Below are 15,256 nucleotides of genomic sequence, written 5' to 3'. Positions count from 1 at the left end.
GTCTACCGTCCCGCGGACGCGCCAGTGCCCGGCGTCGCGCCCGGCCCCAACGTCGCGCTGGACACGCCCTCGATGCACAGCCGCCCCAACTTGTTGGCGAACTGCTCGGAGAACCACAGGCAGCCCTGGCTGTCGCGGTCCAGCCCTCCCATCCACGCGCCCTCGGCGGGAATCTTGTAGATGGACACCACCTGCTTCTTCGTGAGGTCGAAGCGCAGGATGGCGTTGTAGAAGACCGTCGACACCCAGATGGCGTTGGACGCCTTGTCGTAGTTCACCTTGAACGGCGCGGACTGAACGGGCAGCGCGTACTCGGTGATCTTCTTCGTCTTGCGGTCGAACATGCCCAGCTTGTCGCTGCGCATCTCCGCGAACCAGATGTTGCCGTCCGCGTCCTCCATCAGCGACAGCGGCCAACCCAGACGCGTGGGCAGCTCCCACGTCTCCACCGTCCACCGGTCCTTGTCCAGATGGCCAATGCGGTTGCCCGTCTTCTGCGCGAACCAGACCTCGTTCGCGCTGTCGACGAAGATGGTGCGCGGCTCCGCCTTGGGATTGGGCATGTCCAGGAAGCGCCACTCGCCCTCGGGCGTCATCCGCGCCAGCTTGTTCGCGTCGCTCAGCGCCACCCACACGTTGTGGTCCAGGTCCACCGCGATGCCCACGGGCAGCGCGCCGGGCAGCGGGATGGCGTACTCCGTGATTTTGAAGTCGCGGATGCGCGCGATCCTGTTCGCCGTGCGCAGCGTGACCCAGACGTCATCGCCGCACGGATCCAACGACATGGACGTGGGGCCGGATTCGGGCGTGGGCGTCTTCAGCTCGTGCAGGGCGCCATCTTTGTAATACCCGATGGCGCTGCCGCCCGGCCCAGGGGGGAAGCCCGGGCTCACCCAGCCTCCACCCATCTGCGTGAACCAGACGGTGTCGCGCGCATCCACCGCGACGATGCCCGGCACCGACTGCGGCGTGGGGACCTCCAGCTCCACGAACTCATGCCGCGCGTTGACGATCTTCCCACCGGGCCCCGCGCCGGGCGTCTCCCCGGCCAGATACGACAGGTCCGTGCGGACGATGACGCCCACCACGTTGGAGCCCTGCTGCGCGAACCAGAGGTTGCCCTTGGAGTCGAGCGCGATGCCGGCCGGGAACGCGTCCTTGCCGGGCAGCTCGAAGTACTCGAACGTGCGCGTCTTCGGCTCGAAGCGGCCCACCCGGTTGGAGAACAGCTCGCTGAACCAGATGTCCCCGCGCTTGTCCGCCGCCAGGAAGAAGGGCCCCCCGTGGCGGTTGTCCGTGGCGAACTCCTGGATGGAGCCGTCCTCGTGGATGAGGCCGATCTTCCCCGCGTTCCGCATGGAGAACCAGACCTGTCCGGCGCCGTCCACCACCAGGCCGCACGGCTTGGAGTCCGGGGTGGGGAGCTTGAACTGGTCGAACGTGCCCGTGCGCGGGTCGTAGCGGCCCAGCGTCCCGACATCGCGCATGGCCACCCAGACGCGGTCCTGACGGTCCACGGCGATGCCGGTGGACTTGGTCTTCGTCGCGGGCAGGGGCACCTCCGTCACCTGCCCCGTCTTCGCGTCGATGCGGGCCAGCTTGTCCGCCATCGTCTCCGTCACCCAGCCATTGCCCTGGGAGTCCAGGACGATGGCGGTGGGCCACGCGTCGGGCGTGGGGATGTCGTAGCGCACCAGCCGGGTGCCGTCCGCGCTGCGCCGGGAGATGCGGTTGGCCAGACGCTCGGCCACCCACATGTCTCCATCCGGACCGAAGAGGATGCCCATGGGGCTGGAGCCTTCGGTCCCGGTGGTCCACTCGGTGATGGTGCCCCCCTGGTCCAGGCGGGCCACCTTGTTGACCGCTGGCACGTCAATGAAGTTGCGAGCGAAGCGCCCGCCGCTCTCCGTCACCCAGACGCGGTCCTTCTCGTCGATGGCGATGATGTGCGGCACCGCGTGGGGAGTCGGCACGTCATACGCGAACAGCGAGAAGGGACGCTTCGCGCTGGAGCGCAGCTGGTGCAGGCGGGCCTGCACCTTCGTCACCGCGGACTCCACATACGCGTCGGTGGCGGCGGCGCTGGGCGCGCGCCCCGGTTCGGAGGACTCCGGGCTCCGAGCGACCGCGGCCGGAGCCAGGTCGGAGGCCTGCGTCGCCAACGACGCGGAGCACCCCAGGGCCCAGCCCAGCCCGGCCAGCAGCCATGCCCTAACGGCTCGCATGGGCCACCTCCTCCAGGTTCTCCATGCGCCGCTTGAGGCCCAGCATCGTCTGCAGGCTGTTGTTGCGGATGAGCTCCAGCATCTGGGCGCGGACGTCGTCCGGCCCGGTGAGCGCCGCCCCCGTCTCCGTCAGGTAGCGGGTGGCCACGTCCAGGTGGAGGTCCACCTCATGGCGGCTGGTGATGATGGTGGCGTCCTGCTCGCTCGCCACCTCCCACCAGCCGTAGTGCCGGCGCAGGAACGGCGGCGGCTCCGGCTGGTAATAGAAGATGCAGTCCCCCTGGAGGACCCGCATCGTCTTGAAGACATCCGTGCGGCCCCGGCTCCGGACGGTCATCTTCAACACCTGCGTCTGCGCGTCGGCGTAGAGCATGTCGATCTTCAGCACGTGCGGCGCCACCTCCGGCCAGGACTCCAACCGCCAGAAGGCGTCGAGCACGGTGCGAGCGTCACGGGCGATGCGGATGCCCACGGAAAACGTTTCCATTGTTCATTGACCTCGAAAGTGAATGCGGGAGAGGAGGTTGGCGTTCTGCTGCGTGAACCAGATGTTTCCGTCCGCGGACGCGAGGATTCCGCGCGGCTTGGCGCTGGCGATGCGCATGGGGATGAGCTCGAAGGCCCGGGTCCGCGGATCGAAGACCGCGATGCGATTGCCGCCCACGCCCCCCAGGCCGCCGCCATCCGTCAGCCAGATGCGACCGCGCGCATCCTTGGCCAGCCGCACGGGCTCCGCGTCGCTCGCCGGCACCGTGAACTCCTCCCAGCGCCGGGTCCCCAGGTCCAGGCGCGCCAGCTTGCCGGCGCCTCCCTCGGCCACCCAGACCGCCGCGTCGTCCACCAGCACGCCAATGGGCGAGCTGTCCGGGGTGGGCATCGCGTGGACCTCGAAGGTGTGACGGACGGTGTCGAACCGCGCCACGTAGTTCCCGGCCTCCTCCGAGGCGGAGATCCACAGCCCGCCCCGGCGGTCCGCCGCCAGGTGGAGCGGGCTGCTGGCTTCGCGTGGCATCTCGAACAGGTCGAAGCGGCGCTCGGCCCTGTCGAAGCGTGCGATGCGATTGGCCCCCAGCAGCGTGAGCCAGACCGCGTCGTGCTCGTCCACCACCACACTGGAGGGCAGCGCGGCATCGATGGGCAGGGGATATTCATCCACATGGCCCGTGCGCGGCTCCAGCCGCGCCAGCGCGTTGGTGCGGAACTGGGCGATCCAGAACTGGCCCGAGCGATCCATCGCAATGCCCGACGGCATGCTGGAGACGCTCGGCAGCGCGTACTCGCGGAAGCGCTGCGTGCGCCGGTCGAAGGCGCCAATGCGGTTGCCGTAGAGCTGGTTGAACCAGAGCAGCCCCTCCGCGTCCTCGATGAGCTCGTTGCCCGGGCCACTTCCAGCGTGTGGAAGCGCGAAGTCCTCCTGGCCCAGGAGCGCCTGGGGGCCCTCTGGCTTGGGGCTGGGCCCCGGAGCAGGCACCCCACCGCGAGTCCCCTGCGTCCCCGCGGGGGGAGCCACGCGCGGCGCGCCATCTCCATCCCCGGGCGCCGGGGGGCCGCCTGGGGGGGGCGCCCAGGGCTTCTCACGCCCCGAAGCCTGCACGGGCCCCAGGGAAGGCCCGGGGACGGGATCCGGGTAGCGGGCCAGCTCCTCCGGCACCACCATGCCAATCTTGTTGCCCGTCTGCTCCGTGAACCAGACGCGGCCCTTGCGGTCCACGGTGATGCCGCCCGGCCGACTGTCCGGGGTGGGAATCTTGTACTCGAGGATCTTCCCGGTCCGGGTGTCCATCATCCCGATGGCATTGCCAAACACCTCGGTGAACCAGAGCCGGTCCTTCGCGTCCGCGACGATCTTGAACGGCGCGGAGAAGCGCGTGGGCAGCGCGTACTCGATGATCTGGTCACCCACGACCTTGGCGAGCTTGTTGCCCACCATCTCCACGAACCAGACGGTGCCGTCGCTCGTCTCCGCGATGCCCGTGGGACGCGCGTTCTCCGTGGGGATCTTCAGCCGCACGAAGCGGCGGCGCGCTGGCTCGTAATAGCCAATCTCGTTCGCGGTGCGCGCCGTGTACCAGATGCGCTGACGGCGATCGACGTACACCGTGCGCGGCTCGGAGTCCTTGCCGGGCAGCTCCACCTCCGTCACCTTGCCATCGGGAGTGATGAACCCGATGCGGTTCGCGTACCGCTCGGCGAACCAGATGCGCCCCTTGGCGTCCAGGTCGATGCCCAGCGCGTATCCCTTGGGGCTGGGCAGCGGGAACTCGCGGATGGTGCCCGAGGGGTCCAGGCGGCCAATGCGATTGGTGAGGCGCTCCGTGAACCAGACGGCGCCAGAGGCGTCCATCACCAGCGAGTCGACGCCCACCGTGCTGCCGTCGCTGCCGGGCGTGGGCGTGGCGAACTCGATGATCCGCCCCTGGTCATCCACCTGGCCCAGCTTGTTGTTGGCGGGGATGTTCTCGAACCCATAGAAGTCCCCGCCTCCCTCGGTGAACCACAAGGTGTCGTCCTTGCGGCTGGGGATGATCATCCGGGGCACTGCGCGCAGGGTCGGGATGACGAACTCGCGAAACGCCGCGTGGTAGGGGAACTCAGGAGGCGAGTCGGTGGTGCCGTCCGGGTTCTCCACCGTCACGGCTCCGCGCATGAAGTGGTGGCGGAAGCAGACGTAGGGGTACACCCCGGCGCGCTTGAACGTGTAGCTCCACTCCGCCCCCACGGCGAGGTCGCCGGAGAAGAGGATGAGGGCATCGTCGGTGATGGAGTGCACCATCTCCGGCCCGTGGTTCTTGAAGGTGATGGTGTCGCCCACCCGGGCACGCAGCGACAGCGGCGTCATGTACGGCGGCGCATCCGTGAGGTCGATGACGTGCGTCTGGCCAGCGCGAGCCTGCACCGCGAGGAGCAGGCCCATGAGCAGCAGCAGGCCACGCGAGGAGGAACCCAGGGTCACGGCGAGGCCCCCGTGTCGCCATTGCCTTCCGCCAGCAGCGGCGTGATGCGCGCCGCGAGCTCCTCGACCGTATGGACGTTGCGCACGTCCGCGGCCACCCGCGACGGCAATCCCAGCCGCTGGCAGACGACCGCGGACAACTCCACGGTCTCCAGCGAGTCGATGCCCAGCTCATCCTGGAGATGGGTGGAAGGCTTCACGGTGCCGGGCGGGTGCCCGAGCGAGTGGAGGGACTGGAAGATGGTTTCGATCACGTCAGGGGTTGGGAGCGCCATGGGGGTTCCTCAGGTGTAGAGCCACAGCAGGTCGACGCACTGATGTCCCAACGACAGGACAAGCACCGACCGGCCTGGGGAAAGGGATTGAAGGAGCTCGCAGGCGAGCGCCGCCGCGAGCGCGCTGCCAGCCCCCAGCGCATCGCCCACCGTGCGGCACACGTCGAACAGGCGGAGGCCCTCTCCGCGGGTGCGCCGGAGGAGCCCATGCAGGACCCGCTCGGTCCCGCTCCAGGGAGGGGCGTCACACACCACCGCTTCGAGCGGCCGGTCCCGGACGTGCCGGTCCAGGAACCCGCGCAGCCGCGCCTCGGCGTTGACCGCCGTGGTGAGCCGGAAGCTCGCATGAGCGCCAATGACAGGAGCGCCCACCGGGGCGGCCCCCTTGCGCAGCAACAGGAACGCGGACGCCTCCACGAGCGGGGCCGGCCGCTCGTCATCACCAAGCGCGGCCAGGACCAGCGGGGTCACGGGTGCCTCCGCGCCCCCCGCCAGCATCAGTGAGCCGGACGCGCCGTGGCGAAGCCGGTGATAGGCCATCCCAATGGCCTGCCCACCGGAGCACCGGTCCGTGGTCACCGTCTTGGCGATGCCCTGCATCCCCAGCGCGATGGTGGTGTGTCCCTGGGCGGCGGCGGGAAACCAGGCGGTGGCCAGATAGGGGCTCACGGCCCCGGCGCCCTGGGTGTGCAACGTGCGGATCTGCGGTTCGGTGAAGGTCCAGCCCGCCAGCATGTTGCCCACGAAGAGTCCGCACGCCGTCCGCTCCTCGGCGGACAGCGGCGCGAGCAACGGCTGCACGGCGGACAGCGTGAGCAGCGAGAAGCGGTCCATCTTGCGGAACTCCCGCGGCGGGAGGTTCGCTCCCGCCGCGAGGTCCTGCTCAGAAACCAGGCGATCCCGCTCCGGGTCGAAGCGGTGATGGCTTCGCACCGCGGAGAGAATCTCCCCCAGCGTCCTCCATCTCGGGGTGAAGGCGGCATGTGATTGGACAAAGACAGGGCATTCACCGCCCTGCCGGGAGATGTCAGGAGAGGACATGGCTGGAATGCGGTGCGGTTAGCGGGGCTTGGAGCGGCCCTGACGGACGTTGGCGGAGGAGGGTCCGTAGTTGTCGACCACCCGGAAGATGTAGAAGCGGGCGGGCACCTGGAGCGACCCGTAGAACACTCGCGCGAGCGCGGCGATCTTCGGATCCTCGACGGGCCCATGCCGGCGCACGTACGAGTTCTCCGCGTCCTCCAACGTGTTGTATTCGCCGTAGTTGAAGGACATCCGCGAGGCCTCGGCGGCCCGAGGCGAGTACGGCGTCTGCCGCTCCGGGGCGGGAGCCGTCGTCTCCACGAGCACGTCATCCCCCAGGAAGCCCGCGGGCTTGCGGCCGCGGGTCACGGTCTTCACGTCATCCAGCGCCTTCTCGTACTGCTCCCAGTACTTGGGGAACGGGATGAACATGCCCAGGTGGGCCACCTGGTTCACCTTGCCCTCGGCGAACTCATTGCCCTTGGGCTTGCGGTTGATGGCCTGCGGGGTGAAGGCCTGCGTGAGGACGGCCGTGTGGACCTCCGGGGCACGGCGGACATACGGCGCCACGGCGTCCAGCCGGCGCTTGAGCATGTTCTCCGCCGCGACGGCGTTGGAGAAGCGGGCGTAGGTGGCGTACTTGAGCGCCAGCGTGTCCAGGCTGTCGAGCACGCGCTCATTGATGAAGCCGGGTTCGCGTTGGTACGCGACGCGCGTCGACGCCAGGGCCTCCTTGAACTGCTGCTGGGCTTCTGGCGCGACGTCATAGACGATGATCTGCGCCACGGGCCCCTGCTGCTCCCCGGGCGGCTGGGCGGCGGCTGGCGCGGACATCGCGAGCGCGCAAGCGAAGGTGAACAGCGGAATCAACTTTCGCATGGTTGGGATTTCCTTTCCGGAGTCGGAGGGCGGACTCAGCGCGCCATGTAGTTTTCGATGACGACGCCCGAAGCCACTCCCGCCACACGGCTGCCGGCGCGCGACAGCTGCGCGCTCTTCAGCGTGGAAGGCAGCTCGTAGTATTCGGTGTAGGCCGCGTAGCCATTCCCATCCGACAGCGAGAGGATGGCGGTGCCGGACATGCCCGGGCGCCCGGTGATGGCCTTGCGGATGTCGTCCAGCGGCGTCTTGGCGTCGAAGAACTCCACGCTCGCCGTCTGGCCCACGTAGCCGATCTTCATGAAGTTGAGCGACGCGGTGTACTCCTGGAACACCTTGCTGTCCTGGTACGGCATGGCCCGCACGAGCGTGGTGGCGGCCTTCTTCACGCCCTTGGCGTGGTTGCGCTCCCAACTCCAGTCACTGAGGATGACATCCACCAGCTTGCCCTGCAGGCGCGTGGGCGACGCGCTGGCGAGGGAGTCCGTCTTGGATTGCCGGTAGCGGGTGATGGAGGTCCCCATGTCCGGGTCGAAGTAGCGGCCGAGGACGATGTACGTCGGGTCCGCCTCGCGGTGCGCGGGCAGCACCTCGACGATCTTCTCGCTGCCGAAGCCCGTCGCGATGCGGTCATACGGGCCGGAGCGCAGGGATTGGGTCAGGAAGGCGCTCTCCCCGCCCTTCTTCACGGTGTAGATGTCGATGGTGAAATAGCTGGCGAGCGCCGCGGCTTCCATCTCGTACACGGGCTCATCCGCGTGCGCGAGGGTGCCGCACAACAAGGCTGGCGCCATCGCCAACCATCGCAGTGCTTGCTTCCAGGTGGGACTGCACGTCTGCCTCATGGTCCATACCTCCGGTGGGTGGAAACTGCGCTGTACGGGCGCGCTGTACGGGCAGCCAGGACATGAGCAAGCGTGGGGCCAACGTCTGCCCTTCTAAAAAGACAAGCAATTACACAATGTTGGTCTTTCTCGGACTAACCTGACGGACCTGCCAGGTCGGATATTTTTGTCCAGCTCCATGGGCACTCCCCCCTGCGTGCCTAGGATGATTTTGACCTCGGCCGAGGGCTGGGATTGGCGTCACGACGCGGCGCCCTCCGGAAACGGGCGGAGGCCCGGCGAACGCGGCGCCAATCCATGGCATTTCCGATGCCCGCCGAGGACCGAGCGGACCCAGCAGGTCCTGTCGGACGCACGGGGCGTGCCATGCCCTTGTCAGGCATTCACCGCCACGAATGGCTGGATGGCATTGCACAGGGCGGCTTCAAGCGCTTCGCGCCGGCGCCCCGGCTCGCGTCAGGGACGCGAGGCATTGATGAAGCAGGTCCCGTCCGCCGCCTGCTTCAACCCACCTCGTGCAGCTCGCGCGCGGTGAGGCCCAGCAGGGTCAGGATGGTGTCCAGCCCGCCAGCGGAGATGGACGTGTCAGCCGCCTCGCGAAGCCGGGGCTTGGCGCGGAAGGCGATGCCCAGCCCCGCCTTCTCCAGCATCAGCAGGTCATTGGCCCCGTCTCCCACGGCGATGACCTGCTCCAGCAGGACGCCCTCCTGCTTCGCCAGCAGTTCCAGAAGCTCCGCCTTGCGGCGCGCGTTGACGATGGTGCCCACCGTGCGCCCGGTGAGCTTCCCGTCCTGGACCTCCAGCGCGTTGGAGTACGCGAAGTCGATGCCCAGCCGCCGCTGGAGCGCCTCCGCCGCCACGGAGAAGCCACCGCTGATGACAGCCGTGCGGTAGCCCAGCCGCTTGAGCACGCGGATCAACGTCTCTGCTCCTTCGGTGAGCGGCAGGTTCGCCGCCAGCTCGTGCAGCACCCGCGCGTCCAGTCCGGCGAGCAGCGCGACGCGCTGGCGCAGGGATTCGTCGTAGTCCATCTCCCCGTGCATCGCGCGCTCGGTGATGGCGGCCACCTCCGCGTGGACGCCGTACGCCCGCGCCAGCTCGTCGATGACCTCGATGCGGATGAGCGTGGAGTCCATGTCCATCACCACCATCCGCTTGCCGCGCCGGTAGAGGCTCTCGCGCTGGAGGGCCACGTCGAACGTAGAGCTCTCCATGGACAGCGCCAGGAGCGCGCCCTTCAGCGCCACCGGGTCCGCGTCCGGAGGGAGCGTGACGTGCAGCTCCACCGACGCCAGCGGCGTCTCGCTCAGCCGGGTGATGCGCTCCACGCGAGCGCCGCCCGCAGCGAGCCGCGCCGTCAGCGCATGCACGTCGCGCATGCCCAGCGCGCGGCCCACGGCGGTGACGACGTAGCGCAGCGGCTCCGGCCCTGCGGGCTCCACGGCGGCGGGCACCACGCGGACGTCCACGGTGACGCCCAGCTCACGGGGCAGCTCGGACAGGGCCCGCAGCAGCGGCTCGACCTCCGGAGGGGCCGCGGGCAGGCGCACCCAGAGGGCCAGGGTGAGCATTCCCCGGAGCACCCCCTGCTCCACGTCGAACAGCTCCGCGCCCGCTTCGGCGAGCAGGCCGGTGATGCGGGCGGTGGTGTCGGGGCCGTCCCTTCCGGTGACGGTGAGGAGGACGCTGTCGGAGGGGCGCGCGGTCATGGGCGCGCCGCAGTCTGACAGGTCCCAGCCGGAGCGGGCGAGCCTCGCGTGGAGGCCCGCCTGCCCGGAGAGGGGCTACTCCTGCTGCGGATCCGAGGACAGGATGAGCGAGCCGCGCTCCTGGTATTCGCGCTCCGGGAAGGCCTTGTAGAAGTCCTCCAGCATCGCGTCCACGTCCGGGTAGCGCTGCTCCCGCTTGTCCTGCGTGGCCTTGTCGAAGAGCTGATCCAGGCCGCTGGGCGCCTCCGGGTTCACCTCCGACGGCAGGGGCGAACGGCGGCCCGGGATCTGCCCGGTGAACATCTCGTAGAGCAGGATGCCCAGGCCGTACACGTCCGCGGACGGGCCCGGCTCCTTGGCGCCCCGGTTCATCAGCTCCGGCGCCATGTACACCATGCCGCCGGTGCCCACGAACACCTGGGGCATGCCCTTGGTGGCGTCCACCTCCACCACGCGGCTCATCCCGAAGTCCGCCAGCTTCGCGTTTCCGTACGCGTCGAAGAGGACGTTCTCCGGCTTGAGGTTGTGGTGGGTGAGCCCCGCGGCGTGCGCCGCCCGGAGGCCATAGGCCAGTTGCAGGAAGGTGCGCAGCGCGTGCGGCACTTCAATGCCCTTGCCGCCGCTCGCCTCCAGCCGCTCCTTCAGGCTGCCGCGCATCAGCTCCACGACGAAGTAGGGCCGCCCGGAGTCCACGTTCTGGTCGATGATCTGCACCACGCCCGGGTGGCGCACCTGCGCCTGCGCGCACAGCTCCTTCTTCAGGCGCTTGAGGACCTCACCGCGCTGGAGGAAGGAGAAGTAGCCGAAGATGTCCTTCAGCTCCTTGATGCAGATGTCCAGCCCCAGGGCGTTGTAGCGACCCTTGAAGACCGTGCCGAGCGGCCCCGTGCCGATGGGGTCGAACTTCTGGTAGCGCAGGTCCAGGTCGCTGGAGCCCTTCGCGGCGGCGGCGGCATTGGGAACCGGGGCTGCGGGAGCGGGGGTCGTGGCGGGAGGGGGCATCGGAGCGGGCGCGGCGGCGAGCGGAGGGGTGATGATGAGCGGTTGGGGAGCGCTGGGGACCGGCGCGGCCACGGGCTGGGGGGCCGGCGCGGGCGGCAGCCCGATGAAGGTCTCCCGGCGGCCTTCCGCGGGCCCATCCTGGCGGGCCATGGGCTGCGGCGTGGAGATGGGCGGCGCCGGCATCGGAGGGGCGACCTGCGCCAGGTCCAGGGCCGGCATCGCCACCCGGTGCGTGCGCGACGGCGGCACGGGCGGCGGCCCCACCTGCGACTGCGAGGGGCCCCCCGCCGACGACGGGTCCACCTCCGCCTCGTCCAGCAGCAGCTCCGGCGGCGGCGGCGGCACGCTCATCGGTTCGTCCTCGTCCAACGGACGGCCGATGTGCGTCGCGTCCTCCGCCGGGAGGAGCTGATCCGCGAAGAAGTCGTCGACCTCCGACGCGAACCGGTCCTGCAGGTCCCCCTCCACCACCCGCTCACCCTGTTCGGTGAGCTTGAGCTGGGCCTCGCGGTCCATGGCGATGTAGTGGAACTTGCGCAGGAAGAAGAAGTAGTTGTCGAACTCCAGCGAGACGGACGGTTCGAGGGCGGCCTTCACGTCGGCCAGCTTGTTCGAGCGTCCCAGGCGGCCGTTCTCCCGCAGATTCTGCAGGATGAGCAGCGCCTCGCCACTGACGGTGTCACGATGGATGGCGGGCTTCGTCATGGGTGCGCCGGACTCTACGCGGCACCTGCCCGGCGCTTCAACGTCTGGTGCGACGAAGCCGCGTCTTCTCTACTTGATGCGCAGGAGCTGCTTCACCGTCTCCAGCACTTCCACGAACCGCACGGGCTTGCGCAGGTAGATATCCACCCCCAGCTGCATCGCCCGCTCCTGGGCCTCCTTGCCGCCCGCGGAGATGGCGATGACCGGGATGCCCTTGAGCGCCTCCTCCTCCCGGATGCGCTCCACCAGGGCGAAGCCGTCCATCACCGGCATGTAGAGGTCCAGCATGACCAGGCTGAAGCGGTCCTCGCGCAGCCGCAGCAGCGCGTGGTGCCCGTCCGGCGCGAAGTGGACCTCCAGCGGCACCTTGCCGTGCAGGTCGTTGCTCGCGAGCTTCTTCAGCACGTAGCTGTACATCTCGATGATGTGGGGGTTGTCCTCGACGATGAGCACACGGTACCCGTCCTGCTCGGAAGGGGTCGTCGCGCTCTCCTCTGGTCCCGCCGCAGTCAAGATGTCACCCAGTCGCCGCCGGTCCTGCTCGCTCTCCACCCGGATGCCCACGCCGCCCGGCTGATCGGGAGCGGCCAGGCGCACCCACGCCACGGTCCCGGCGACTTCTACCGGATCCAGCAGTCCCGGGAAAGAAAGAGCAAGCCGAAGCTCATCCCCCACCGCGAAGAGCTGCTCGGTCTGGACGAAGAAGCCTCCGGCGGAGAGGTTCTCCGTCACGTCCCGGAGTGGACGCCCATGCGGGTAGTCCACCCGGAGGACGGTGGGGACACGAGGGTACTGCCGCTGGTCCGCAGGGTCCGGGCTCATAACAAGGGGTTGAAATCGCTCGGAAATTTGCTGATGGCGGTCCAGTCTACCGCCGAGGGTTTATGTTGACAACGAAGCCATTGCGGCAATACGTACGGCCCGCCATGGCGGAGCCCCTGTTCACTCCTGAAGAGCAGAAGAAGTTCGACGCGGGGATCGCGGAAATCCTCTCGCACTACCCCCCTGATCGCAAAAGCGCCGGCATGCTTCCCGCGCTGCGCCTGCTGCAGGACCTCAAGGGGTGGTTGCCTCCTGACGGTCTGCGCCTGGTGGCGAAGAACCTGGAGGTCACGCCGGAGCGCGCCTACGAGGTCGCCAGCTTCTACGTGATGTACCACCTCAAGAAGCCGGGCAAGTACGTCATCGACGTCTGCACGAACCTGTCCTGTTCACTGTGGGGCGCGGAGAAGATGCTCGCGTACCTGGAGCAGAAGCTGGGGCTCACCGCCGGTGAGACGAACGACAAGTTCACCCTGCGCGAGACGGAGTGCCTGGCGTCCTGCGGGACGGCGCCCTGCCTGCAGATCAACGAGGACCACCACGAGCGCCTGACCCAGGCGAAGCTGGACGCCATCCTGGCCCGGCTGTCGTGAGTCGCCCCTCCTCCCCCTCGCTTTCCTAGGACATCCATCCATGGCCTCTACGGCAAAGGCGGTTGAACCCGTCATCTCGGCGGCCTGGGGCAAGCCCCAGTCCTGGACCCTGGACAGCTACCGTTCACGCGGCGGCTACGACGGGCTCAAGCGGGCCCTCACGATGGAGCCCGCGGCCATCATCGATGAGGTGAAGAAGTCCAACCTCCGCGGCCGCGGCGGCGCCGGCTTCCCCACGGGCATGAAGTGGAGCTTCGTCCCCAAGGACAGCCCCAAGCCCAAGTACCTGGCGGTCAACGGCGACGAGTCCGAGCCGGGCACCTTCAAGGACCGCTACATCCTGGAGAACGACCCGCACATGATGCTGGAGGGCATCGCCATCGCGTCGTACGCGCTGGGCGTGCACACCTGCTACGTGTACCTGCGCGGCGAGTTCAAGTTCCAGGCGGAGCGCACCCAGGCGGCCATCGACGAGGCCTACAAGGCCGGCATCTTCGGCAAGTCGATGCTGGGCAAGGACTACGAACTCAACTGCTACGTCGTCCGCGGCGCGGGCGCGTACATCTGCGGCGAGGAGACGGCGCTGCTGGAGTCGCTGGAGGGCAAGAAGGGCTGGCCCCGCCTGAAGCCTCCCTTCCCCGCGGTGGTGGGCCTGTTCGGCAGCCCCACGGTGGTGAACAACGTGGAGACGCTCGCCAGCGTGCCCCCCATCCTCGCCAAGGGCGCGGAGTGGTACGCGAAGCTGGGCACGGACAAGTCCGGCGGCACGCACCTGGTCTGCCTGTCCGGCTCCGTGAACCGCCCCGGCGTCTACGAGGTGGGGATGCACACCACCATCCTGGAGCTGATCCACGACGACCAGTACGGCCAGGGCATGCCCAAGGGCCGCAAGGTGCGGGCGGTCATCCCGGGCGGCTCCTCCGCGCCGGTGCTGGGGGCGGACGAGCTGGACGTGGCGCTGGAGTTCGAGGCGCTGAAGATGAAGCAGACGATGGCCGGCTCCGGCGGCGTCATCGTGATGGACGACGCCACCTGCATGGTGCGCAGCCTCTGGCGCGTGGCCCGCTTCTACGCGGAGGAGTCGTGCGGCCAGTGCACGCCGTGCCGCGAGGGCACGCCCTGGCAGACGCGCCTGCTGCGCAAGATTGAAGAAGGCCGCGCGGACATGAGCGACATCGACATGCTGTCGAACGTCGCCTCCTCCATCGCGCCCTACCCGCCCATCGGTCTGGGCAACACCATCTGCGCGCTGGGCGACGCGGCGGCCCTGCCGACGCACTCGTTCCTCATGCGGTTCCGGGACGAGTTCGAGGCTCACGTTCGGGAGAAGCGCTGCCCGTTCGGTGACCACCCCTGGGGTTCCTTCGGAGACTGGTCTTGAACATCGAATTGGTTCTCTTCGGCGTGTTCGCCGTGATGACGCTGCTGTCGGCGGGGCTGGTCATCACCGCGCGGAGCCCCATCAACTCCGCCATGGCCCTGGTGTCGACGTTCTTCTTCCTGGCCGGCATCTACGTGCTCCTCTGGGCGCACACGGTGGCCGTGATCCAGGTGCTCGTCTACGCGGGCGCCATCATGGTGCTCTTCCTCTTCGTCATCATGCTGCTCAACCTGGGTGACGCGGCCCACCGCGGCCGGCCCACGGTGACGCGCATCCTGGGAGGCGCCTCCGCGCTGGGCCTGCTCGCCGTGCTGGTCGTGACGCTGGGCCGCATCGACGCGCAGCCCGCGCGCCTGGGTCCGCAGGCCCAGGCGACGTTCGGCACCATGGCGTCCATCGGCGAGACCATCTTCACCACCTGGCTGCTGCCCTTCGAAGCGGTCAGCCTGCTCCTGCTGGTGGCCATGGTGGGCGCGGTGGTCGTGGCCAAGTCCCGCATCTAGTCCTCGCGCCCTTCAGGACAATCCAATGGTCCCCATCACCTACTACCTCCTGCTGGCCGCGGCGCTCTTCTGCATGGGCATGTTCGGCGTGCTGGTGCGTACCAACGCGCTGGTCGTCTTCATGTGCGTGGAGCTGATGCTCAACGCGGTCAACCTCACGTTCCTGGCCTTCGCGCGCATGCACGGCGACGGCATGGGCCACGTGTCCGCCTTCTTCGTCATCGCCGTGGCGGCCGCGGAAGCGGCCATCGGTCTGGCCATCGTCATCGCGGTCTTCCGCAGTCGCGGCTCCGTGAACGTGGACGACATCCGGACGATGAAGCACTGAATCCCGTCACTCC

At 68.6% G+C, this 15,256-nt stretch carries 14 protein-coding genes; 4 read left to right on the top strand and 10 right to left on the bottom strand.

From position 1 onward, the window contains the following. Nucleotides 1-2: 2 nt before the first annotated feature. The 10 genes from FOF48_RS00380 to FOF48_RS00335 form a co-directional block, all read right to left on the bottom strand. Complete coding sequence (locus FOF48_RS00380) at nt 3-2,225, bottom strand: hypothetical protein (protein WP_143897616.1); 2,223 nt, start codon at nt 2,223-2,225, stop codon at nt 3-5. After that, nucleotides 2,212-2,712, bottom strand: coding sequence for an SRPBCC family protein (locus FOF48_RS00375; protein ID WP_143897613.1), 501 nt, complete (start codon nt 2,710-2,712; stop codon nt 2,212-2,214). Before FOF48_RS00375 ends, FOF48_RS00380 begins: the two co-directional genes overlap by 14 nt. A 3-nt stretch (nt 2,713-2,715) precedes the next feature. Then, a complete protein-coding gene (locus FOF48_RS00370) occupies nt 2,716-5,178 on the bottom strand; it encodes a hypothetical protein (RefSeq protein WP_143897611.1) in 2,463 nt (820 codons plus the stop codon). Then, the gene (locus FOF48_RS00365) at nt 5,175-5,453 is read right to left on the bottom strand and encodes an acyl carrier protein (protein WP_143897609.1); all 279 of its coding nucleotides are present in this window, start codon (nt 5,451-5,453) and stop codon (nt 5,175-5,177) included. The genes FOF48_RS00370 and FOF48_RS00365 overlap by 4 nt, the downstream gene beginning before the upstream one ends. A 9-nt stretch (nt 5,454-5,462) precedes the next feature. After that, nucleotides 5,463-6,386, bottom strand: coding sequence for a beta-ketoacyl synthase N-terminal-like domain-containing protein (locus FOF48_RS00360; protein ID WP_186001710.1), 924 nt, complete (start codon nt 6,384-6,386; stop codon nt 5,463-5,465). 126 nt (nt 6,387-6,512) lie between these two features. Continuing rightward, nucleotides 6,513-7,355, bottom strand: coding sequence for a hypothetical protein (locus FOF48_RS00355; protein WP_143897605.1), 843 nt, complete (start codon nt 7,353-7,355; stop codon nt 6,513-6,515). Between the two features lie 35 nt (nt 7,356-7,390). Next, on the bottom strand, nt 7,391-8,149 hold the full coding sequence (locus tag FOF48_RS00350; protein WP_143897603.1) for a hypothetical protein: 759 nt from the start codon (nt 8,147-8,149) through the stop codon (nt 7,391-7,393). A 554-nt stretch (nt 8,150-8,703) separates the two neighbouring features. Further along, nucleotides 8,704-9,909 (bottom strand): phosphoserine phosphatase SerB, encoded by a 1,206-nt coding sequence (gene serB, locus FOF48_RS00345; protein ID WP_143897601.1) that lies wholly within the window; start codon nt 9,907-9,909, stop codon nt 8,704-8,706. A 75-nt stretch (nt 9,910-9,984) separates the two neighbouring features. After that, complete coding sequence (locus tag FOF48_RS00340) at nt 9,985-11,616, bottom strand: serine/threonine-protein kinase (protein ID WP_143897599.1); 1,632 nt, start codon at nt 11,614-11,616, stop codon at nt 9,985-9,987. Between the two features lie 69 nt (nt 11,617-11,685). Beyond that, entirely contained in the window at nt 11,686-12,438 is a 753-nt protein-coding gene (locus FOF48_RS00335) for a TIGR02266 family protein (protein WP_143897597.1), read from the bottom strand. Between the two features lie 104 nt (nt 12,439-12,542). Between FOF48_RS00335 and nuoE the strand changes: the two genes are divergently transcribed. From nuoE to nuoK, 4 genes are read left to right on the top strand one after another with little or no spacing between them, the layout of a single operon-like run. Next, entirely contained in the window at nt 12,543-13,031 is a 489-nt protein-coding gene (gene nuoE, locus FOF48_RS00330; protein WP_120559403.1) for an NAD(P)H-dependent oxidoreductase subunit E, read from the top strand. 40 nt (nt 13,032-13,071) lie between these two features. Next, complete coding sequence (gene nuoF / locus FOF48_RS00325) at nt 13,072-14,412, top strand: NADH-quinone oxidoreductase subunit NuoF (RefSeq protein ID WP_143897595.1); 1,341 nt, start codon at nt 13,072-13,074, stop codon at nt 14,410-14,412. Next, nucleotides 14,409-14,915: an NADH-quinone oxidoreductase subunit J gene (locus tag FOF48_RS00320; RefSeq protein WP_143897593.1), complete on the top strand. Its 507-nt coding sequence runs from the start codon at nt 14,409-14,411 to the stop codon at nt 14,913-14,915. Before nuoF ends, FOF48_RS00320 begins: the two co-directional genes overlap by 4 nt. A gap of 25 nt (nt 14,916-14,940) precedes the next feature. Then, nucleotides 14,941-15,243: an NADH-quinone oxidoreductase subunit NuoK gene (nuoK, locus tag FOF48_RS00315; protein ID WP_143897591.1), complete on the top strand. Its 303-nt coding sequence runs from the start codon at nt 14,941-14,943 to the stop codon at nt 15,241-15,243. Nucleotides 15,244-15,256 lie beyond the last annotated feature (13 nt).

The organism is Corallococcus sp. Z5C101001, from assembly GCF_007352635.1.
GTDB classification, from domain to species: Bacteria; Myxococcota; Myxococcia; order Myxococcales; family Myxococcaceae; genus Corallococcus; species Corallococcus silvisoli.
Note: the sequence above shows the minus strand (reverse complement) of the source record. Positions and strands in the feature narration are given on the sequence as shown.